Origin of the sequence: Helcobacillus massiliensis, from assembly GCF_014191425.1 — a bacterium.
GTDB classification, from domain to species: domain Bacteria; phylum Actinomycetota; class Actinomycetes; order Actinomycetales; family Dermabacteraceae; genus Helcobacillus; species Helcobacillus massiliensis.
The window spans coordinates 211,071-232,393 of sequence record NZ_JACHWP010000002.1; the positions used below are offsets into that span (position 1 = coordinate 211,071).

21 protein-coding genes are annotated in these 21,323 nt (G+C 70.3%); 7 read left to right on the top strand and 14 right to left on the bottom strand.

The annotated features are described in order from the left end of the window. Positions 1-8: 8 nt before the first annotated feature. From FHX50_RS06540 to FHX50_RS06555, 4 genes are all read left to right on the top strand, one after another. Complete coding sequence (locus FHX50_RS06540; RefSeq protein WP_183375797.1) at positions 9-611, top strand: flavodoxin domain-containing protein; 603 nt, start codon at positions 9-11, stop codon at positions 609-611. 109 nt (positions 612-720) lie between these two features. Continuing rightward, a complete protein-coding gene (locus FHX50_RS06545) occupies positions 721-963 on the top strand; it encodes a FeoA family protein (protein WP_183375799.1) in 243 nt (80 codons plus the stop codon). Then, entirely contained in the window at positions 963-2,933 is a 1,971-nt protein-coding gene (gene feoB, locus FHX50_RS06550) for a ferrous iron transport protein B (protein ID WP_183375801.1), read from the top strand. Before FHX50_RS06545 ends, feoB begins: the two co-directional genes overlap by 1 nt. A gap of 20 nt (positions 2,934-2,953) precedes the next feature. Continuing rightward, complete coding sequence (locus FHX50_RS06555) at positions 2,954-3,217, top strand: FeoC-like transcriptional regulator (RefSeq protein ID WP_183375803.1); 264 nt, start codon at positions 2,954-2,956, stop codon at positions 3,215-3,217. A gap of 64 nt (positions 3,218-3,281) precedes the next feature. Here the strand turns inward: FHX50_RS06555 and pntB are convergent, their stop codons facing one another. The 4 genes from pntB to FHX50_RS06575 form a co-directional block, all read right to left on the bottom strand. Continuing rightward, positions 3,282-4,736, bottom strand: a complete 1,455-nt coding sequence (gene pntB, locus FHX50_RS06560) for a Re/Si-specific NAD(P)(+) transhydrogenase subunit beta (RefSeq protein WP_183375805.1) — start codon at positions 4,734-4,736, stop codon at positions 3,282-3,284. Between the two features lie 2 nt (positions 4,737-4,738). Then, entirely contained in the window at positions 4,739-6,304 is a 1,566-nt protein-coding gene (locus FHX50_RS06565) for a Re/Si-specific NAD(P)(+) transhydrogenase subunit alpha (RefSeq protein ID WP_183375807.1), read from the bottom strand. 106 nt (positions 6,305-6,410) lie between these two features. Beyond that, positions 6,411-9,224, bottom strand: coding sequence for an ATP-dependent helicase (locus FHX50_RS06570; protein WP_183375809.1), 2,814 nt, complete (start codon positions 9,222-9,224; stop codon positions 6,411-6,413). A gap of 1 nt (position 9,225) precedes the next feature. Then, positions 9,226-9,567: a hypothetical protein gene (locus tag FHX50_RS06575; protein ID WP_183375811.1), complete on the bottom strand. Its 342-nt coding sequence runs from the start codon at positions 9,565-9,567 to the stop codon at positions 9,226-9,228. A gap of 68 nt (positions 9,568-9,635) precedes the next feature. Here FHX50_RS06575 and FHX50_RS06580 point away from each other — a divergent pair, with 68 nt between their 5' ends. Continuing rightward, a complete protein-coding gene (locus FHX50_RS06580; protein WP_183375813.1) occupies positions 9,636-10,661 on the top strand; it encodes a flippase-like domain-containing protein in 1,026 nt (341 codons plus the stop codon). 71 nt (positions 10,662-10,732) lie between these two features. Here the strand turns inward: FHX50_RS06580 and FHX50_RS06585 are convergent, their stop codons facing one another. After that, the gene (locus FHX50_RS06585) at positions 10,733-10,924 is read right to left on the bottom strand and encodes a BldC family transcriptional regulator (RefSeq protein ID WP_183375815.1); all 192 of its coding nucleotides are present in this window, start codon (positions 10,922-10,924) and stop codon (positions 10,733-10,735) included. A 406-nt stretch (positions 10,925-11,330) separates the two neighbouring features. Between FHX50_RS06585 and FHX50_RS06590 the strand changes: the two genes are divergently transcribed. Further along, positions 11,331-11,516, top strand: coding sequence for a DUF3073 domain-containing protein (locus tag FHX50_RS06590; RefSeq protein ID WP_183375817.1), 186 nt, complete (start codon positions 11,331-11,333; stop codon positions 11,514-11,516). Between the two features lie 152 nt (positions 11,517-11,668). Here FHX50_RS06590 and purM read toward each other — a convergent pair whose 3' ends face one another. The 9 genes from purM to FHX50_RS06635 all read right to left on the bottom strand — a co-directional run bounded on the left by purM (position 11,669) and on the right by FHX50_RS06635 (position 19,576). Continuing rightward, complete coding sequence (purM, locus tag FHX50_RS06595) at positions 11,669-12,793, bottom strand: phosphoribosylformylglycinamidine cyclo-ligase (RefSeq protein ID WP_183375819.1); 1,125 nt, start codon at positions 12,791-12,793, stop codon at positions 11,669-11,671. Continuing rightward, positions 12,790-14,268 carry an amidophosphoribosyltransferase gene (gene purF, locus FHX50_RS06600; protein ID WP_183375821.1) on the bottom strand — a complete coding sequence of 493 codons (1,479 nt, stop codon included), beginning with the start codon at positions 14,266-14,268 and terminating at the stop codon, positions 12,790-12,792. The genes purM and purF overlap by 4 nt, the downstream gene beginning before the upstream one ends. A gap of 37 nt (positions 14,269-14,305) precedes the next feature. After that, the gene (locus tag FHX50_RS06605; protein WP_183375823.1) at positions 14,306-14,662 is read right to left on the bottom strand and encodes a hypothetical protein; all 357 of its coding nucleotides are present in this window, start codon (positions 14,660-14,662) and stop codon (positions 14,306-14,308) included. Between the two features lie 51 nt (positions 14,663-14,713). Then, positions 14,714-15,577, bottom strand: coding sequence for a copper homeostasis protein CutC (locus tag FHX50_RS06610; RefSeq protein ID WP_183375825.1), 864 nt, complete (start codon positions 15,575-15,577; stop codon positions 14,714-14,716). Continuing rightward, positions 15,574-16,041: a sterol carrier family protein gene (locus tag FHX50_RS06615; RefSeq protein ID WP_183375827.1), complete on the bottom strand. Its 468-nt coding sequence runs from the start codon at positions 16,039-16,041 to the stop codon at positions 15,574-15,576. The genes FHX50_RS06610 and FHX50_RS06615 overlap by 4 nt, the downstream gene beginning before the upstream one ends. Further along, positions 16,042-17,349, bottom strand: a complete 1,308-nt coding sequence (locus FHX50_RS06620; RefSeq protein ID WP_183375829.1) for an adenylosuccinate synthase — start codon at positions 17,347-17,349, stop codon at positions 16,042-16,044. Positions 17,350-17,424: 75 nt separating this feature from the next. Then, positions 17,425-18,504: a hypothetical protein gene (locus tag FHX50_RS06625; RefSeq protein ID WP_183375831.1), complete on the bottom strand. Its 1,080-nt coding sequence runs from the start codon at positions 18,502-18,504 to the stop codon at positions 17,425-17,427. Continuing rightward, on the bottom strand, positions 18,501-18,938 hold the full coding sequence (locus FHX50_RS06630) for a PadR family transcriptional regulator (protein WP_343064054.1): 438 nt from the start codon (positions 18,936-18,938) through the stop codon (positions 18,501-18,503). The genes FHX50_RS06625 and FHX50_RS06630 overlap by 4 nt, the downstream gene beginning before the upstream one ends. 149 nt (positions 18,939-19,087) lie before the next feature. Beyond that, on the bottom strand, positions 19,088-19,576 hold the full coding sequence (locus FHX50_RS06635; RefSeq protein WP_183375832.1) for a DUF3151 domain-containing protein: 489 nt from the start codon (positions 19,574-19,576) through the stop codon (positions 19,088-19,090). Between the two features lie 48 nt (positions 19,577-19,624). On the opposite strand from FHX50_RS06635, the gene FHX50_RS06640 reads away from it, so the two are divergent. Further along, complete coding sequence (locus tag FHX50_RS06640) at positions 19,625-21,319, top strand: phosphotransferase (protein ID WP_183375833.1); 1,695 nt, start codon at positions 19,625-19,627, stop codon at positions 21,317-21,319. Positions 21,320-21,323: the final 4 nt, after the last annotated feature.

The following is a 21,323-nucleotide window of genomic DNA, read 5'->3' on the forward strand; positions in this document are numbered from 1 at the left end:
GAGCCCCCATGACCCCCAGCAGAAGCGCAGACCGAGGCGACGACCGCAGCGTCGCGATCCTGTTCGCCTCCTGCTACGGCCACACCCGCCGCTACGCCGACTGGCTGACCGAGCAGCTGCAGGCGACGGGCTGCACCGTCCGACTGATCGACGCCCGTGCCGCAGAGGACCCCGTCGGCCTCCTCGCCGGTGCGGAGGGCATCCTCGACGTCATCATCGGCCTCGGCGGCAACTACGGCGGCAGCGTGCAGGGGATGGGCGCCTTCGCCGACGCTGTGCGCGCCCGCCCCGACGCGCGCGCCCTGTTCGCCACCGTCGCGTGGGCGTCGCCGACCCAGACCGAGACGATCCGGAAGCTGCACGAGAAGGCGATCCCGGCCGATATCGCCCCGCGCGTCACCGCGTTCCACCTGCGCGGCGGCATCGACCATCCGCGCCTGTCGCTGAAGCACCGCACCAAAATGCTCGCGCTGAAGACCTATCTGATGTCCAAGCCGGAGTCGGCTCGCACCGAGGACGACCGTGAAACGCTGCAGTTCTGGGGGCAGACGAAGGACTTCACCGACCCGGCGGCTCTGGAGCCGATCGTGGCAGCGGCGCTCGCGGAGTGAGGACGTCAGTCCCGGATCACATCGATGGTCACCTCGGGTTTCGGGATTCTGCTCCTTTGAGGTTGCGCAGAGTCTTGCTCAGCGGCTGAGGGGAGCCTAACCTCAGGCCATGACCGATTCGACTCTGCTGAGCGCACCCCTCTTCTGCGAGCTCGTCCTCGCCGCGGCCCACCCCGATCCCGGGCTGCGTCTGCGCCTGGGTGAGATGGGGCTGCGGCCCGGGTCGCGTCTGCGGGTCGTGCAGAGAACAGTCGGCGGCGGCCGCGTCATCGAAGTCGCGTCCACCCGCATCGCGCTGGACCGGCGCACCTGCCGCGCCCTCGCGGCCGCTGAATCCGCCCACGCCGCCTGATGGCCCGCGTCTCCCCCGCCGCTCCGTCCTGCCACGGCGAATCCTCCACCCGCACCGCCCCGGCGCTCTCACCGGTGGTGGCGTTCGTCGGCGCCCCGAACGTCGGCAAATCCACCCTGTTCAACACCCTCACCGGGTCGAAGCGCACCATGGGCAACTGGCCCGGCACCTCAGTGGAGATCGGCCGCGGCGCCTGGCCCACCACGCGCGGCCCCTTCGATGCGATCGACTTCCCCGGCGCCTACTCCCTGGACCCGCAGTCCCCCGATGAGGAGCTCACCCGTGACCTGCTGATCGACGCCCCGATCCAGGAGCGGCCCGACGCTGTCCTCGTCGTCGCCGACGCCACCGCCCTCACCCGCTCCCTCTACATCGCCGCCCAGGTGCGCGAGCACCCCTACCCGGTGGTGCTCGCGCTGACGATGCTGGATGTGGCGCGCCGCCGCGGCATCCGCGTGGACACCACCGCCCTGGAGAACCACCTGGGCTGCGCCGTCGTCGCGATCGACCCCCGCAAGGGCACCGGGTTCGACGAGCTGGAGGACGCTGTCGGCCGCGCCCTCGAGCACGCCGACCAGGCAGCGCCGCGCGAGCGGGACCTGCCCACCGGAGAGGCCGACGAGTTCGCCCTCGCCGACGAGCGCTTCGCGTGGATCGACGCCGCGGTCGAGGCCTCCACGGTGCGCGCCGCGAACGCGCCGGTCGCGCTCACCTCCCGCATCGATTCGGTCGCCCTCCACCCGATCCTCGGCCCGCTGCTGTTCCTCGCGGTCATGTGGGGCGTGTTCGAACTGACCACCACGATCGCCGCGCCGCTGCAGGACGGGCTGGATCAGCTCGTCTCCGGCCCCGTCTCCGACGGCGCGCGCTGGCTGCTCGCAGCGCTGCACATCGACCACCCAGTGGTGACCGGGTTCCTCGTGGACGGCCTCATCGCCGGCGTGGGCGCCCTGCTGACGTTCGTGCCGCTGATGGCGATCATGTTCCTGCTGCTCGCGCTGCTGGAGGACTCCGGGTACATGGCCCGCGCCGCTGTCGTCTCCGACCGCGCCATGCGCGCCATCGGTTTGCCCGGCAAGGCGTTCCTGCCGCTGCTGGTCGGCTTCGGCTGCAACGTGCCCGCGATCGCCGCGACCCGCGTGCTGCCGGACGCGAAGCAGCGCATCCTCACCAGCCTGCTGATCCCGTTCACGTCCTGCTCCGCGCGGCTGACGGTGTACGTCATGCTCGCCTCCACGTTCTTCCCCGACCGCGCCGGCACCGTCGTGTTCGCGATGTACGTCATCTCGGTGGCGCTCGTGATCGTGGTGGGTCTGCTGCTGCGCACCACCCTGTGGCGCACCATGGGGTCCAGCCCCCTCGTGCTGGACCTGCCGCCGTACCAGGTGCCGGTGCCGCGCATCATCGCATCGGTGACGTGGGTGAAGCTGCGGGCGTTCCTGCAGACCGCCGCCGGCATCATCGTGGCGTGCGTGACCCTCGTGTTCCTGCTCCAGGCCACCCCGGCTCCAGGGGCCGACGGCCGCTTCGGCGCCGTGGCTCCGCAGGATTCGCTGTACGCCGCGAGCGCCGAGGTGATCACCCCGGTGTTCGCCCCGGCCGGGTTCGATGACTGGCGCACCAGCGGCGCCCTCGTCACCGGCTTCGTGGCGAAGGAAGCGGTGATCTCCAGCTGGGCGCAGACCTACGCGCTGGAGGACCCGTCGGCCCAGGACGCTGAGCAGCAGGGCCGCAGCCAGCTCGGCCGCGCCATCCACCACACGTTCGAGACCACCAGCGGTGGGCACACCACGGCCGCGATCTGGGCGTTCATGATCTTCACCCTCGCCTACACCCCGTGCGTGGCGACCCTCGCGGCGCAGAAGCGGGAGATCGGCTGGGGCTGGACCCTGTTCGGCATCGCCCTGCAGCTTTCGATCGCGTGGGCACTGGCCGTCGCGGTGTTCCAGATCCTGTCGCGGGTGCTGTGATGGCCGCGGTCCGGCTCAGCATGCCCCGCACTCGCCGCGGCAGCGCCGCCGGGGGCCGACGGGGCCCGCTGTCCCTCGTCGCTGACGCCGTCGACGCCGGCGCCGGGACAGCGGAGGCCGTGCAGCGGATGACCGGTCTGGACGCCGGCACCGTCGACGCCGCCCTCGGCCACCTGGAGCGCATGGGCCGGGTGGACCGGACCCTGTCGCAGGCGAGCTGCCCGACGGGCGGCTGCCGCACCTGCCCCCTGTCCGAACAGGGCTGCGGGGCGCCGCTCACCTGAGTCGACGCCCCGCAGGGGGTGCTGGCCCGTCAGCGCCGGGATGCCCGCGCCCGAACGGCCCGGGTCACAGTGCCGCGCTGATGGCCTCCACGGAGTCCTTCGCGTCACCGAGCAGCATGTCCGAGTTCTCGTTGAAGAACAGGGGGTTCTGCACGCCCGCGTATCCGGCGCCCATGGACCGTTTGAACACGATGACCTTCTTCGCGTCCCACACCTTCAGCACCGGCATGCCGGCGATCGGCGACCCGGGCTCTTCGGCGATCGGGTTGACGGTGTCGTTCGCGCCGATCACGAGGACGGTGTCGACGGAGTCGAAGTCGTCGTTGATGTCGTCCATTTCGTGGACGATGTCGTACGGGACCTTCGCTTCGGCGAGCAGCACGTTCATGTGGCCGGGCAGGCGGCCCGCCACCGGGTGGATGCCGAAGGTGACGTCCACGCCGCGTTCGCGCAGCTTCTTGGTGAGCGACGCGACCGGGTACTGCGCCTGAGCCACCGCCATGCCGTAGCCGGGGGTGATGACCACGTGCTCGGATCCGGCGAGCAGCTGCGCGACCTCCGCGGCGGTGGTTTCGGTGTGGGCACCGTAGTCACGGTCGGCGCCGGAGGCGGCACCGCCGTCGGAGCCGAAGCCGCCGAGGATCACGGAGATGAAGGACCGGTTCATCGCCTTGCACATGATGTACGACAGGTACGCACCGGAGGAGCCGACGAGGGCGCCGACGATGATCAGCAGTTCGTTGCCGAGCATGAAGCCGGCCGCTGCGGCCGCCCAGCCGGAGTACGAGTTCAGCATGGAGACGACCACCGGCATATCACCGCCGCCGATCGCGGCGACCATGTGGAAGCCGAGCCACAGCGCGATGACGAGCATCAGCATCAGCGAGATCCAGGCGAGCACGCCGGTGCCGCCGGTGGCGACGAACACGACCCCGAGCACGAGGGTGAGGATCAGCGCCGCGAGGTTCAGCAGGTGGCGGCCGGGCAGCACCAGGGGCGCGCCCTTCATCTTCGCGGACAGCTTCAGGTACGCCACGATCGAACCGGTGAGGGTGATCGCGCCGATGAAGATGCCGAGGAACACTTCGGCGAGGTGGAAGCGGGCGATGTCGGCGGTGACGCCGTGCGGGTGCAGGAACGAGTTCAGGCCGATGAGGACGGCGGCTGCACCCACGAAGGAGTGCAGCATCGCGATCAGCTGCGGCATCCCGGTCATTTCGACCTTCTTCGCCATCGGCAGTCCGATGGCGGCGCCGATGCCCATGGCGAGGGCGATGAGCATGAAGGTGACGAGGGGGCCGTGGAAGTTCGCCGGGTCCACGTGGGACTGCACGAGGGCGCGGGCGATGGTGGCGACCAGGGCGATGACCATGCCGATGGCGCCGAAGGTGTTGCCGCGCTGCGCGGTGGTCTGCTTCGACAGGCCGGCGAGCGCGAGGATGAACAGGATCGCGGAGGCGAGGTACGCAAGGTTGGTGAGCCGTCCGGTCCACTCGATGAGCTGCAGGGTGGTGTCCATGCTCAGGCCTCCGTTCGGAACATGGCGAGCATGCGGTGGGTGACCGCGAAGCCGCCGAAGATGTTGATGGATGCCACGACGATCGCGAGGAAGGCGAGGATCGTGACGGCGATGTTCGAGGACCCGACCTGGAGGATCGCACCGACCAGGACGATGCCGGAGACGGCGTTGGTCTCACTCATCAGCGGCGTGTGCAGGGAGTGCGTGACCGCGGTGATGACGTAGAAGCCGACGACCACGGCGAGCAGCAGCACCATGTAGTCCTGCGCGACCGCGAGCGGGGAGGCGAGCACGAGCGCGGCGCCGAGGATGCCGGCGGCACTCATCCAGAGGCGCTGCAGGGTGCGCTTGCGGGACGCTTCGGCGGCGAGGGCCTGCTCGTCCACGGGTTCCGGTTCGGGGGTGGGCGCCGTGACCGGCGCGGCGGACACGGTCACCGGGGGCGGTGGCCAGAGGACGTCGGCGGGGCCGACGGGTTCCGGGCGCGCCTGGGTGACGGTGATGGAGCGGACGATCTCGTCCTCGAGGTCGAGGGTGAGCTGCCCGTCCTTGCCGGGGGTGGTGAGGGCGAGGAGGTTCACCAGGTTCTGGCCGTACAGCTGGGAGGACTGGCCGGGCAGGCGGCTGGCGAGGTCGGTGTAGCCGATGATGTGGACGCCGCCGTCGGTGGTGTGGATTTCGCCGGGCCGGGTGAGTTCGCAGTTGCCGCCGTTGGCTGCGGCCATGTCGACGATGACGGAGCCGGGCTTCATGGCGGCGACATCGGCTGCGGTCAGCAGGATGGGCGCGGTGCGTCCGGGGATGTTGGCGGTGGTGATGACGATGTCGGCCTGCGTGGACTGTTCGGCGTAGAGCTTCGCGGCGGCGCGGGCCTGGTCCTCGGTCATCTCCTTCGCGTACCCGTCGGCTGATTTCTCGGTGGCGGCGGGGATGGCGACGAATTCGGCGCCCATGGATTCGACCTGTTCGGCGGTTTCGGGCCGGAGGTCGGTGGCTTTGACGATGGCGCCCATGGAGTTGGCGGTGCCGATGGCTGCGAGGCCGGCGACACCGGCGCCGATGACGTACACGGTGGCGGGCGGCATCTGGCCGGCGGCGGTGATCTGGCCGGTGAAGAGGCGGCCGAAGCGGGAGGCTGCTTCGACGACGGCGCGGTATCCGGCGATGTTGGCCATGGAGCTGAGGACGTCCATCGACTGGGCGCGGGAGATGCGCGGGACGGCGTCGACGGCGAGGCCGGTGATGTTGCGTTCGGCGAGCAGGTCGATCAGTTCGGGGCTGCGGCCGGGCGCCATGCGGGTGATGAGGGTGGATCCGGGCGCCATGGCGGTGATGCGGTCACCGCGGGGTGCGTCGAGGGCGAGGACGATGTCGCTGGTCCAGACGTCGTCGCCGACGATGTGGGCGCCTGCGTCGGTGTAGGCGGTGTCGGGGAAGGCGGCGGGGACGCCGGCTCTGGTCTGGACGGCGACCTCGTAGCCGAGGCCGATGAGTTTCTTGACGGTGGCGGGGGTGGCGGCGACGAGTGTGCCGCCTTCCGCCGCTTCGTTGGGGACGCCGATTCGCACGCATCTGCTCCTTTTCTCAGCGGGGGCGGCCGGAGGGGTGGCCGCTCCCCCAGAGTAGGGGCGGTGCGGCGCCCCGTTTGAGGCACAAGGTCCCCCGCTGGGAGTGTCAGAGCTTCGTGATGGGGGCGTATCGCAGCAGCAGGCGCTTGGTGCCGTGCGGGTCGCGGAACTGCACGGTGACCTGGGTCTTCTCGCCCTGGCCGGTGACCTCGGAGACGGTGCCCATGCCGAAGGAGTCGTGGGTGACGCGGTCGCCGACGGCGAGCGCGGGCAGCTCGCTGGCCTTCTTCGCCGCCCGCCCGGTTCCGAACGAGGGGCGGGACACGCTGCGGCGCCCTCCGCCGACGCCGACGCCGGTGACGGAGGGGCCGCGCTTCGCCCCTGCGGAGCCGTAGCCGGATCCCGTGCTGCCCGTGCTGTCCCAGTCGTCGCTCCAGGAGGAGCCGCCCCAGCCGCCGCTGAAGCCGCCGGTGGTGGAGCCGGCGCGGACCACGTCGAGGAGGTCCTCGGGCACTTCGTCGAGGAAGCGGGAGGCGGGGAAGAACTGGGGCTGGCCCCAGGCGGCGCGCATCTGGGCGCGGGTGATGAACAGCCGCTCGCGTGCACGAGTGATGCCGACGTAGGCGAGGCGGCGCTCCTCCTCCAGTTCGGTGGGATCGTGGAGGGTGCGGGAGTGCGGGAAGGTGCCGTCCTCCATGCCGGTGAGGAAGACGACGGGGAACTCGAGTCCCTTCGCGGTGTGCAGCGTCATGAGGGTGACGAACTGGTCCTCACCGTCGGGGATCTGGTCGGCGTCGGCGACCAGTGACACCTTCTCGAGGAACTGTTCGACCATGCCGCCCGCCGGGTCGTCCGGCCCGGCGGTCGTGCCGTCCGCATCGGTGCCGGCACCCGCCGCGCCCTCGCCTCCGGTGCCGTCGCCCGCGGTGCCGGTGTCGTCGTCGCCGTCGAATTCGGAGGCGGCGGCTTCGGCGGCGGCCTGGTCGGCTTCGAACTCGCCGGCCACGGCGATCAGTTCGGCGAGGTTCTCCAGGCGGGACTCGTCCTGCGGGTCGGTGGAGGAGCGCAGGGCGTCGTCGTACCCGGAGTCGGCGAGGATCGATTCGAGGAGGTCGGCGGGCCCCTCCCCCTGCGCGAGCTTGTCCCGCAGCCCCGCCATCATGGCCGTGAACTTCCGGATGGCGGAGAGGGAGCGGGTGGCGATGCCGGGGGCTTCGTCGGCCCGGTCGAGGGCTTCGCTGAACGCGATGCGCTCCTGTTCGGCGAAGGCGAGGACGGCGCCTTCGGCGCGGTCGCCGATGCCGCGCTTGGGGACGTTGAGGATGCGGCGGAGGTTGATCTCGTCGGCCGGGTTGGACAGGACCCGCAGGTAGGCGATGGCGTCCTTGATTTCGCGGCGCTCGTAGAAGCGGGTGCCGCCGATGACCTTGTACGGCAGGCCGACGCGCATCAGCTGATCCTCGAGGGCGCGGGACTGGGCGTTGGCGCGGTAGAAGATCGCGATGTCGCCGGCCTTGCGGCCGTCGTCGATGAGGGAGTCGATCTGGCGGGTGATGTAGCGGGCTTCGGCGGCTTCGTCATCGGCGACGTACACGGTGATCTTGGGGCCGTCGCCCTGGTCGGTCCACAGGCGCTTGGCGCGGCGGCCGGTGTTCTCGCTGATCACGGAGTTCGCGGCGGAGAGGATGGTCTGCGTGGACCGATAGTTCTGCTCCAGCACGATGGTGCGCGCGGTCGGGAAGTCCTCTTCGAACTCGATGATGTTCCGGATGGTGGCGCCGCGGAACGCATAGATGGACTGATCGGAGTCGCCCACCACGGTGAGGTCGGCGTGCGGGTCATCGCCCACGAGCTGTCGCACCAGTTCGTACTGGGCGTGGTTGGTGTCCTGGTATTCGTCCACCATGACGTGGCGGAAGCGCCGGCGGTAGTTGTCGCGCACTCCCGGGTTGTCGCGCAGAACCGCGACGGTGAGGCCGATCAGGTCATCGAAGTCGACCGCGTTCGCCAGGCGGAGGCGCTCGGTGTAGGTGGTGTAGATCGAGGCGATGGTGCGGTCGAACTCGTTGCGGGAGTCCTTCGCCTCCTCCGCGAACTGTTCGGCGGTGATTAGCTCGTTCTTCAGCGAGGAGATCTTGTTCGCGAACGGGCGCGGCGGCATCTTCTTGGAGTCCAGGCCCATGTCCTTGGCGATGTTCGTGATCAGGCGCAGGGAGTCCTGCGAGTCATAGATCGTGAACGTGGACTTCAGACCCGCGGCCTGTGCTTCGCGGCGCAGGATCCGCACGCAGGCGGAGTGGAACGTGGACACCCACATGGACCGGCCGGCCGGGCCGATCAGCGCCTCCACGCGCTCCTTCATCTCGGCGGCGGCCTTGTTGGTGAAGGTGATCGCGAGGATCTCCCCGGGCAGGGCGGTGCCGGTGCGCAGCAGGTGCGCAATGCGCCGGGTGAGGACGCGGGTCTTGCCGGAGCCGGCGCCGGCCACGATCAGCAGCGGGGACCCGCGGTGCTCCACGGCCAGGCGCTGCGGCTCGTTGAGACCGGCCACGATCTCCTCGACAGCGCCCGCATCGGCGGCACCCCAGGCGGGCGCACCTCGGTGCAGCTGCCGCTCCGGAACGTCATCGGGAATCGGCGCGATATCGATCTCGGGCGGCATCACCGGATCGCCTTCGGGCGGGAACGCCTCGTCCGGAGGGAGATCGGAGTCCGACGGCGCTTCGCTGAAGCCCCAGTGCTCGCTCTCCGGCGGAAACGCGTCCTCCGGCGGGAACGAGTCCTCCTCCGGAGCGAACGAGTCACCCGCGGAGGCAGGGGCATCCGACGGGGTCTCGGGGTTGTCCCGGTCCCCGTCGGCCTTCACCCCTTCCAGGCGGCGGAAGGATTCGGGCAGCGAGAAGTCGTCGAACAGCGACATGTCAGAGGAACGCGACGCCGAGGATCATGTTGATCACGAGGCCCACCGGGATGGCGAACCAGAGGGCGCTGCTGGTGTTCTCACGCTGCTTGATGGCGATGAACGCGGCAACGGCCACGAGGACCGCGATCAGCAGCTTGATGCCGAGGATCATGTGGTCCACCTGCATGCCGGCCATGACCGCGGTGACCATGGCGAGAGCGCCGAACACGGCGGCGCCGGCGGAGGCGTGCGCCATGCCCGGGTTGGGCTGGCGGGTCTTCGCCGCGGCGACCCAGATGCCGAACGCGGCGGCCCAGCAGATGACGTGGAGCAGAACGAGAATGGTGGTGACTGTAGCCATGGCTCCCACTGTACTGAGGGGGTGCGACATTTAAAGTCTCGGGTGCGGCGCGTGCAAGAATGACCACGATGACTGAGCCCGATGTCACTGCTCGACCCCCGCTGTGGAGGGTCGTCGTCGCCGTGCTGTCCCTCGCGCTGACGGCGCTGATCGTGCTCGTCCTGATCCCCCGCGCCGCGCGCTCCGGCTGGCCCGAGATCCTGTCGTCCCTGACCTCCACCAGCCCTCTGTGGGTGGGCGCGCTGCTGGTGGTGGCGGCTCTGGCGGCTCTGATCGACACCGCAGGGTTCCGCCGATGCTTCCCCGGCGTCGCGTTCGGGCCGGCGCTGCGCACGAACACGGCCGCCGGCGCTCTGTCCGCTGTGGTGCCGCTGGGCTCGACCCTGGCGGTGACGCTGATCGTCACCCGCATGCGCACCGCGGGCCTGCGCCGCTCGGTGATTGCGGCGGGCACCGCGGTGGCCTCCGCCGCGGACATCCTCACCTCGATCGCGCTGCCCGTGATCGGTGCGGCACTGCTCGCGACCTCCGCCCGCATCACCGGCGGCACGGCCGCGGCCCTCGCCGTCGGGGCGGTGCTGGGGCTGGTCCTGCTGGCCGCGGTGGGCGCACTGGCTGTGAACCGACGGGTCGTCGCGGCGCTGCTGAAGCGCGCCCAGGGCATTGAACAGGGCTTCTCCGAGGGGTTCGGGCGCAGCTCCGTGGACTTCACGGCCGACGGGGCCGCGATGCACGATGAGTCCCTGCGGATCGCCCGCGCCGGCGGCGGCGCCGCGGTGTGGCTGCCGCTGCTGGCCCGCATCCTGCAGGCGGCGGCGTTCGCGGCGCTGTGCACGAGTGCGTTCGGTCTGGACGTGACGGTGCTGGAGGCCGCGGCGGTGTTCGCTCTGGGCCGTCTGCTGACCCTCGTGCCGCTGACCCCGAGCGGACTCGGCGTGGTGGAGACCGGCATGACCGGGGCCCTCGTGGCCCTGGGTGCCGACGCCTCCGGGGCCGCCGCGGCGGTCCTGCTGATGACGATCACGCAGACGCTGTTCCCGGCGGCTGTCGGCGCTCTGCTGCTGCCGACGGGTGCGGGCCCTGCCCGCGAATGACGAAGCCGCACAGCAGATCATCCGATGGTGATCCGTGTGCGGCTTCGATGACGGCGCGTTCAGCGCGCGGTTCAGCCGGCCTGGTCGCGCAGCAGAGCTTCCACCTCGCCGCGGCGGTAGCGCCGGTGACCACCGAGCGTGCGAATGGCCGACAGCTTGCCGGCCTGCGCCCACCGCGTGACAGTCTTGGGATCAACGCGGAACAGCTTCGCCACCTCTGATGGGGTCAGCAGTCCGTCCACGGCCTCCTGGGTATGCGGCATGGCTCAGCACCTCCGTTATTGTGTGGGTCGTTCACCACGGGGGGGGATGGGAACGAGCCGAACCATGGGTCGCACGGTCCGACATGTCCAACTCTAGGACACCGTGGAAGGCGCCTGACCATTGGTTTTGTCTCAGTTCTATCGTAAACCCAGGTCAGAACTGAAAATTTTCTTTGCGACGATGCCGTGAAGGCGATTCCGTAACGGAATCGTGATCAGAATCCCCCGAATCGGATGACGCAGCTCACACAATGACGCCCTGATGATCGGCGATCGCCCGGCTGATTCCCAGCTTCCTGTCACGGTGATTACGCGTATCCAGGTACCACGGGGTACCCTTGGTGAGCGTAACTATCAATTCCCGGGGGCAGCAGCCCGATTCGTCGACGCACAGGGGGTCTTACCTATGGGTCGTGGCCGTCAGAAAGCCAAGCAGGCCAAGATTGCTCGGGACCTCAAGTACTACAGCCCGGAAACCGACTTCTCCGCGCTGCAGCGCGAGCTGTCCGGTCAGCAGTCCCAGTCGTCATGGAGTGATGACGACGATGACGAGTACCCCGAACAGTGGGCTGAGAAGTACTCCGACGAGTGAGCGCACAGCCACTCGACGATGACGCAGTCACCGAACCAGGTGCTGACGGGCGGATGGGAATCCGCCCGTCATCGTCTTAAGCACCCACGCGCTGCGGCGCCGCACCCTCACCGAGGAGGGCGCAGCCGCCGTCACCGCCGAGGGGCTGGCCGTCACTGGGAGGCGTAGTCCCCGGTGATCAGCACCGCTCCCCCGTCGACGCCCTTCGCGCCCTGGGTGAGTGAATCGCTCTCGGCTGAGGTGCCGGGCAGGTCGGATGCGGCCATGACCTCACCGACCACGCGGGAGCCGACACCGAGGCGCTGCAGGCAGGCGAGGGCGTCATCAGCAGCGTCAGCGGAGACGACGGCGACCATGCCGAGGCCCATGTTGAGGGTCGCTTCCAGGTCCAGCAGCGGCACCCGGCCCCACGCCTGCACCTGGTGGAACACCGGGGCGGGCGCCCAGCTGGAGCGGTCGATCCGCACCGAGAGGTCCGTCGGGATCACGCGCGCCACGTTCGCCGCGAGGCCACCGCCGGTGATGTGGCTGAGGGCGTGCAGCTTCTCGCAGCCGAGCTCGGCGAGCAGCGCGAGCATGTCCGCGGAGTAGATGCGGGTGGGCTCCAGCAGCTCCTCACCGAGGGTGCGGCCGAAGTCGTCGATGTGGTCCTCGAACTTCTTCCCGGCGCTGGCGACGACGGCGCGGACCAGGGAGTAGCCGTTGGAGTGGAGACCGGAGGCGTCCATGCCGATGACCACGTCACCGGCCTGGACCCGGTCGGCGCTGAGCATCTGGTCGGCTTCGACCACACCGACGGCCGCGCCGGCGACGTCGTAGTCGTCCTCGGCCATCACACCGGGGTGCTCGGCGGTTTCGCCGCCCACCAGCGGGGTCTGGGCGAGCTGGCAGCCTTCGGCGACGCCGCGGACGATGTCGGCGATCTTCTCGGGGACCACTTTTCCGCAGGCGATGTAGTCGGTCATCGCCAGGGGCTTGGCGCCGGAGACGACGATGTCGTCCACGACCATGGCGACGAGGTCGCGGCCGATGGTGTCGTGGATGTCGAGGCCCTGGGCGATGGCGAGCTTGGTGCCGACCCCGTCGGTCGAGGAGGCAAGGAGGGGGCGGCGGTAGTCCTTGAGCTCGCTGACGTCCACCAGGCCGGCGAAGCCGCCGACGCCGCCGAGGACGGTGTCGCCGTGGGTCTTGGCGGTGGCGCTCTTCATGAGCTCAACGGCGCGGTCGCCCGCGTGGATGTCGACGCCGGCGCTGGCGTAGGTGACGCTGTCGTTCATGATCCGGTCTCTGCCTCCGTGATGTCGAGCTGCTCGTGGTCGGTGGAGAGCGCCTCGGGCAGCGGGATGGGATAGTCACCGGTGAAGCATGCGGAGCACAGGGTCTCGCGCGGCTGTTCGGTGGCGGCGATCATGCCGTCGTAGCTGATGTAGCCGAGGGAGTCGGCGCCGATGGAGCGGGCGATGTCCTCGGTGTCGAGTCCGTTGGCGATCAGTTCGGCACGGGACGCGAAGTCGATGCCGTAGTAGCAGGGCCAGCGCACGGGCGGCGCGGAGATCCGCACGTGCACCTCGGTGGCGCCGGCCTCGCGCAGCATGCGCACCACGGCGCGCTGGGTGTTGCCGCGCACGATGGAGTCGTCGATGACCACGAGGCGCTTGCCGTCGATCATCTCCTTCAGCGGGTTGAGCTTGAGGCGGATGCCGAGCTGGCGGAGCGTCTGCGTGGGCTGGATGAAGGTGCGGCCCACGTAGGCGTTCTTCACCATGCCCTGGCCGTAGGGGATGCCGGACTCCTGCGCGTAGCCGATAGCCGCGGGGGTGCCGGACTCCGGGGTGGGGATGACGAGGTCCGCATCGACCTTGTGCTCGCGGGCGAGCTGGCGGCCCATTTCGATGCGGGATTCGTTGACGGAGCGGCCGGCGATGCGGGTGTCGGGGCGGGCGAGGTACACGTATTCGAACACGCACCCCTTGGGCTTCGGCTCCATCACCTGTTCGCTGTGCAGGCCCTGCGCGTTGATCCAGATCATTTCGCCGGGGCGCACTTCGCGCACGAAGCTGGCGCCGACGATGTCCAGCGCTGCCGTTTCGGAGGCGACGACCCAGCCGCGCTCGAGGCGCCCGAGGACGAGCGGCCGCACACCCTGGGGGTCGCGGCAGGCGAACAGGGAGTCCTCGGTCATCATCACGAAGCAGTAGGCGCCGCGGATCATCGGCATGACTTCGCGGATCGCCTGATGCATCGTGCCGGGGCGGTTGAGCAGGGCGGTGACGACGGCGGTGTCGGTGGTGTTGCCCTTGGAGATCTCTCCGATGGCCTTGGCGCCGGCCTGGTGCTCTTCGAGCAGGCGGACCAGTTCGCCGGTGTTGACGAGGTTGCCGTTGTGGGCGAGGGCGACCGTGCCGTTCGGGCGGGGCCCGAGGGTGGGCTGGGCGTTGACCCATTCGGAAGCGCCGGTGGTGGCGTAGCGGGTGTGGCCGATCGCAATATGGCCGGTGAGGGACTTCAGGGTGCCGTCGTCGAACACTTGGGAGACGAGCCCCATGTCCTTGTAGACGAGGATCTGCTCACCGGTGGAGGTGGCGATTCCTGCTGACTCCTGGCCTCGGTGCTGCAGGGCGTAGAGACCGAAGTAGGTCAGAGTCGAGACGTCCTCGCCGGGGGCGAATACTCCGAAGACCCCGCATTCGTCCTGGGGGCGCCGATCGCCGGGCAGAAGGTCGTGCGAGAGCTGTCCATCACCGCGTTTCACCCATCCATTATGCATGACGGGCGCACGCGGTGGTCATTCAGGGCCGACGGGTGCCGGCCCTGCGGGGTTCGGCGCTGCCGCGCTGGGTGCGCTTGTCCATGATCATGTCGATGATGACGGCGATGAGGGCGAGGGCGCCGCCGATGAACAGGGCGCCGTTGAGCACGCCGAGCATCAGGGTGTTGAGGGAGTCCACGCGGGCGATGAGTCCCCAGACGAGGCCGACGAGGGCGCCGATGAGCAGGGCGATGACCACGGCGCCGCCGAGGTTGAGGCGGCGGCCGCGGCGCACGAGGATGACGTCGCCGCCGTGGTCGATCGTGCCGTCCTCGGCGGTGTGGGGCTGCTGCTCGGTGGGGCGGTTGTCGGGGGTGTCAGCGGCGTGGGAGTTCATGGATCCTTCTTCTGTCTGGTGGTGGGCGCTCAGCAGCTGTGGCTGCGGCACTCAGAGGTCGAGCAGGTCGGCGATGGCGCGCACCTGCGCGGGGTCGGTCAGGGTGGTGGGCGCGGTTGCGCTGCGTCCGTCGGCCTTCAGCAGTGCGCGCAGCGCTGCCGGCACGTCGGTCAGTTCCTGTGGTTCGGTGCCGCGGGCGGACAGATGCACGGCGGGCACTCCGGTGGCCTGCAGCAGGTCGCGGGTGGTTGCGGCGCGGATGCCGGCGCCGGCCTGGATGTCGATCAGGTCCTCGGCCTGCTCCACCATGGCGCGCAGGCAGTCGGTCCCGTCGGGGGCGCGGTCGGCGCCGCCGGAGGTGAGGATGCGGTGGAAGCCGGCAGCGAACAGGTCGGTGACGGCGGCGATGCGGGCCGCGTCCGTGAGGCGGTCGATGGCGCGGTGGCAGGTGAGCTGCAGGCTGCGGCCCTGGGCCTGTGCTTCGGCGAGCGCCGCGTCGCGCCAGATGGCGAGGGCGTCCATGTCGAGCGCCGGCTCGGCACTGCCGGTGAGGGCGCCGATGACGATGCCGTGCGCCCCGGCCCGGACCGCCTCAACGGCCTGGGCGCGCATCTGCTCGATCTCGTCGGCGCTGTAGACGAACGAGCCGGGCCGCGAGCGCACGAGCACGTGCACGCCGAAGAGGGGCCGGGCGTCGCGGGAGGCGACCAGGTCGTCGGCGAGGGCGACAGCGGCGCGGGTCAGGTCGATCGGCGGGGTGAGCCCGTCGGCCTCCAGGTCCACGCAGAGCTCCACGCGGTCGGCGCCGCCGTGGGCGGCGACCACGAGGCCGGGCAGGTCCTGGACGGCGATCTCCAACTGCACGCGGGCGCGCTCGGGCGTGTGGTCGAGGGCATCGGCGAGCGGGTCGGTCATCGGGGCCCCTCCCCCGCCGCGTCGGCGGCGCCGGCATCGGTGCGGCCTGCGTCGGCGGCGCCGGTGTCAGCAGCGTGGGCGCGGGCGGTGCGGCGGGCGATCGGGACGGGCAGGACGTCGGCGAGGTTCGAGCGCTCACCGGATGCGGTGATGCCCCCGCCGGGCGCGCATCCGTCGGCCCAGGACAGCTCCCCGGTGGCGAGGCGCAGCCAGGTCTCGGCAGGCATCTCCACCACGGCCGGCGGGGTGCCGCGGGTGTGGGTGGTGCCGGCGATCAGCTGGACGGCGCCGAACGGCGGGACGCGCAGCTCGACCGACCGGCCGGGGTGCTCCTCGGCGAGGACCTGCAGGGTGAAGCGGACCGCGGTGGCGCGATCGGTGCGGGTCGCATTCTCGCGCTCGGTCAGCCAGCTGCGCAGGGCGGCTGTGCCGGTGTCGATGGGGATGGGGCGAGGGGGTGCCACTCAGCTCCCTTCGCCGACGGGTTCCGGCAGCAGCGGGTGCACCTGGATGGTGGCTTCGCGGCCGGGCCCCACACCGATGGCGGAGATGCGGCAGCCGGCGAGCTCTTCGAGGCGCTTGACGTAGTTCTGCGCGTTCTGGGGCAGGTCCTCGAAGGTGAGGGCGCCGGTGATGTCCTCAGTCCAGCCCGGCATCGTCTCGTACACGGGCTGGGCGTGGTGGAACTCAGTCTGGGTCATCGGCATGTCGTGGTGGACCTCCCCGTCGACCTCGTAGCCGATGCACAGGGGGATCTCCTCGATGCCGGTGAGGACGTCGAGCTTGGTGAGGACGATGTCGGTGAAGCCGTTGATGCGGACGGCGTGGCGGATCATGAGGGAGTCGTACCAGCCGCAGCGGCGGGGGCGACCGGTGTTGACGCCCACCTCACCGCCGGTGGTCTGAAGGAACTCACCCCACTCATCGAACAGTTCGGTGGGGAACGGGCCGGCGCCCACGCGGGTGGTGTACGCCTTGACGATGCCGATGACGCGGTCCACGCGGGTGGGGCCCACTCCGGAGCCGACGCAGGCGCCGCCGGAGGTCGGGTTCGAGGACGTCACGAACGGGTAGGTGCCGTGGTCGACGTCCAGGTACGTGGCCTGGCCGCCCTCCATCAGCACCACCTCGCCCTTGTCGAGGGCGTCGTTGAGCATGATGGTGGTGTCCACGACCATGGGACGCAGGCGCTCGGCGTAGCTCAGCAGCTGCTCGGTGATCTCATCGGCGTCCACCGCGCGGCGGTTGAACAGCTTCACCAGCAGTTCGTTCTTCTGGTGAAGGGCGCCTTCGACCTTCTGGCGGAGGATCGAGGCGTCGAAGAGGTCCTGCACGCGGATGCCGAGGCGCCCCACTTTGTCCATGTAGGTGGGGCCGATGCCGCGGCCGGTGGTGCCGATGGCGCGCTTGCCGAGGAACCGTTCGCTGACCTTGTCGATGGTCTGGTGGTAGGGCGCCACGATGTGGGCGTTGGCGCTGATGCGCAGGCGGGAGGTGTCCACGCCGCGGGACTGGAGGGCGTCGATCTCCTCGAAGAGCGCTTCGAGGTTGACCACCACGCCGTTGCCGATGACGGGGGTGGCGTTCTCGGAGAGGATGCCGGCGGGCAGGAGCTTCAGCTCGAACTTCTCACCGCCCACCACCACGGTGTGGCCGGCGTTGTTGCCGCCGTTGGGTTTGACGACGTAGTCGACGCGCTCACCGAGCAGGTCGGTGGCCTTGCCCTTTCCTTCGTCGCCCCACTGGGCTCCGACGATCACAATGGCGGGCATGAGAACTCCTAACGCACACACGAAACGGCGGGGCCGACCGCTGCACGTGCACCGGCACTGTGCTGCGAGCCCCGCTCACTCCTGCAGTCTACCGGTCGCTCCCTTGTCCTTTCCCTCACGAGCCTCCCGACGGTGACGGATCTGCTCCCCGACGCCCAGCACCACCAGCAGCACCCACAGTCCGATGAAGACCCACTCCCCCACCGACGGGGAACCGTCGCTGAACGCCGTGGAGATGAGGACCCCGCCGATGCCGAGCAGCGCGATGAACCGGATCAGGGATGTGCGCCGCTTCGCGAGGCCGGGCTCTTCGATCAGACGCTGCGCGTAGCCCTCCGGGCTGCCGAACTCCTCCTGCATCGATGCCCCGGTCTCGGCAACGTGGGTGCGGGCCTCCGCGAGCGCCTGCGTGCGCTGCGCCTCCCGCACGGAGCGGCGCCGGCGGGCAGCGGCGAGGAAGCGCTTCTCCCAATCGGCATCGCTGAGGGGGCCGACGGGCGCCGCTGCCGCGGATCGGCTCTCCGGCGCAGGGATGAGGGTGAGCACAACGGCGGAGACCACCGCGGTGAGCAGGGCGTATCCGGCGACCAGCGCCAGGCCCCAGAAAGTGGAGGCCTCACCGAAGCCGATGTTGCCGAACGCGGCGGCCAGGGCGATGAGACTCGCGCCTGCGAGGCCCAGCACCACGCAGACCGCGCCCGCGATCAGCATCCCGGCCCTCGCTTCGATCCGTTCGTACACGGCGATGAGGATGAGCATGAGCACGGACAGCAGGAGGGGGAACAGCACCGACATCAGGGAGTGCTGCATGCGCAGTCCGTCCTGGATCAGCTCCACCACGAAGAAGAGGACGGACAGCACGGTCGCACCGGCGGGGACGCCGATGAGGAAGGTGCGCAGGTCCACGGTGGGGCCGGTTTCGAACACGGGGGCGGCGTCCTCCCGCCACTGCGCTGCTTGGGCGTCCGCCCACTCGTCGGGATCGCCGAGGGCGTCGTCAGCGCTCTGGCCGGAGCCGTCGATGTCGCGCAGGGCTCGCTGAATCGCCGCGTCAGCGGCATCAGCGTCCGCTTCGTGGCGCATGACGAGGGCGAATTCGGCGCGTGCGGCCCACCCGGCGCCCTCGGGGCTGCGGTCGTCGCCACTGGTGCTCATGAGTCCTCTCCTTCGTGCTGATCGCTGTCCTGCCCTGTGCTGTGCGGGGCGATGGCGGATCGGACCGCGGTCCAGGCGGCGCGCTCATCGGCGAGCCGGTCGCGGCCTGCCGCGGTGATGGCGTACTGCTTGCGGCCGGGGCCGGCGTCGCCGTCGACCCAGGTGGCGGTGATGCACCCGTCGGCCTCCAGGCGGGCGAGGACGGGGTAGAGCGAACCGCCCTTCGGCTTGCCGAGACCCCGCTCGTCCAGCCGCAGCGCGAGGGCGTACCCGTGGAGGTCCTCGGCGGTGAGGCACGCGAGGATCGCGGTGGGCATGACGGCGCGCGCCCAGGCCTGCGGGACCACGGGGGGCGCCGCGGCGCCCGGTGCGGCAGGGGCTGCGGGAGCTGCGGGCTCTGCTGCCCGCTTCGAGGGGCGGACGGATTGGTTCACCCACTCAGTATGAAACCTATCTAGATAGGAACGCAACCATCATGGCCCGGCATCCGTCGGCCCGCCGGGACGACGAACGGCCGCCCACCCCACAGGGTGAACGGCCGTCGGCACAGGGTCAGGCGGCAGGGACGCCGCGCAGGCAGCGGTCAGGAGCAGCAGGCGCCGCCGCAGCAGCCGCCCTCCGCAGGAGCCACCAGGCTCGGGTCGCAGTCACGGATGAAGTCGTTGATGCGGGCCACTTCATCGTCCTCACCGATCATCTCGGCGGCGCGGCCGAGGATCACCAGGCACTGCAGGAACCCGCGGTTCGGGGCATGGTCCGCCGGCACCGGGCCCTGCCCCCGCCACCCAGCGCGGCGCAGCGCATCCAGCCCACGGTGGTAGCCCACACGGGCGAAGGCGTAGGCGGCGACCACGTCACCATCGAGCATGGACTCATCGGCCAGCATCGCCCACGCGAGCGACGAGGTCGGATGCTCCGCGGCGATGGCGCGCAGGTCACGGCCCTCACCGAACGCCTGTGACACGGCCTCATCGGGGCCGTCCTCGGGCAGCAGCGTGGGCTCGGGGCCGAGCAGATTGCCGCCCAGCTCCGGCTTCGGCGCGGACAGCTTCAGGTCATTGTCAGAGCTCATGCCCGCCATCGTAGGCGGCACGGATGAAAGCCTGCCAGAATAGCCCCCATGGTTCTCTCTCTGGACGGTTCGGAACTGCTGACGAGTCCCCAGGCCGGCAGCGTTCTGGAGGCGGCCGTCACCAACGCCGGCGGCATCCTCGACTCCTGGTCCCTCGACCAGGTGGACCACCGACCCTCCCGCTCCACCAAGGCCCTGTTCCGCACCCGCGTGCGCTGGCCGAAGCTCGACGGCCCCGACGCCGAACCCCGCGACGAACTGTTCGGCGTCGCCGCCCACATCGGCGAAGCGGAGAAGAACGTCCTCAGCCCCGAGCAGTCCCTCGTCATGACCGACGGCGACATGAACGTCCGCGTCTGGCGCTACCCGAACGACCCGTGGCTGCCCGCCCTCCAGCACGTCTGCTACCCCGACGTACTGCACCGCACCCTCATCGACCTCGGCATCCCCACCGGTTACGCCCCGGGCACCCCCATCCCCGTGGAGGTCGTCTCCTACCGGCCCGGCCGCCGCGCAGTCCTCAAGGCCGCGCTCGCGGACCGCACCGTGTACCTCAAGGTGATGCAGCCGCACACCTCCGGCGAAGTGGTCGCCCAGCACAACGAGCTGCTGCGCGCCGGCGTCCCGGTCCCGCAGGTCCTCGCCCACCGCTCCGGTCTCGTGGTCCTCGCCGAACTGCCCGGCACCGTCCTCGCGCAGGCCCTCGTGGAGGACGGCCCCGAGGCCTGCTCTGCGGAGGACCTCATCGCCCTGCTCGACCGGTTCCCCTCGCACATGTTCGCCGGCACCCACCGCCCGGCCTGGACCGAGTCCGCCGGCTTCTACGCCGGTGTGGTCGCCAGCTCGATGCCGCAGCTGCAGGACCGCCTCGACGTGCTCGTGCACCGCATCACCACGGGCCTGGCGCGCGTTGAGTCCCGCATCGGGCAGCAGCCCACCGATGTGGTCCACGGCGACTTCTACGAAGCGCAGGTGTTCGTGGACCGCGGCCGCGTGGTCGGCGTCCTGGACATCGACACCATCGGCCCCGGCCGCCGCGCGGACGACCTCGCCTGCATGTTCGCCCACATCTCCGTGCTCGCCGACTACGCGAACCTCAAGCGCATCCCGCTGGACGTGCACGAGCGCGTCGCCGGGGTGATCCGCCAGTGGTATCCGGTGTTCGCGCGCCGCGTGGACCCGCAGGAGTTGGCGCTGCGCGCCGCCGGCGTGGTGCTGTCGCTGGCCACCGGCCCGCACCGCCAGCAGGAGCGCGACTGGGAGGTCGCCACCGAAGCGATGGTGCGCGTGGCGGAGACCTGGGTGGAGGTCTCCGAACAGGGCCGCCGCTACACCGGCCCCATGCCGGGAGGTCTCATCATCGACCCCTCCACCGCCGTCCCACCGGTCGAACCACCCGCGGAGCTCGAATCGGAGGTGCTGTCCTCCGGTGCGCCGACCACCGACACCCGGCAGGCGATGGACGAGGGCGTGCAGGAATCGGCGGACGGGCAGGGCCCGTCGGCCGCGGACTTCCACCACGACCCCACAATCCCGATGGCGCCGGTCCCCCAGCCCAGCGCGATGGAGATCCACCTCGCGGCCACCGCCAACCGCGCCGACGAACAGGACGAGCACTCTCTGTGGCGGCGCCCCACACTGTCCCCGCCGACGCCGGTCAGGGCGCCGTGGAACCGCCGACGGGTGCCACAGCCGTCCCACCTGCCGAACCCCACCACGTTCGACCAGCACCGCCAGGGCTGAGGAA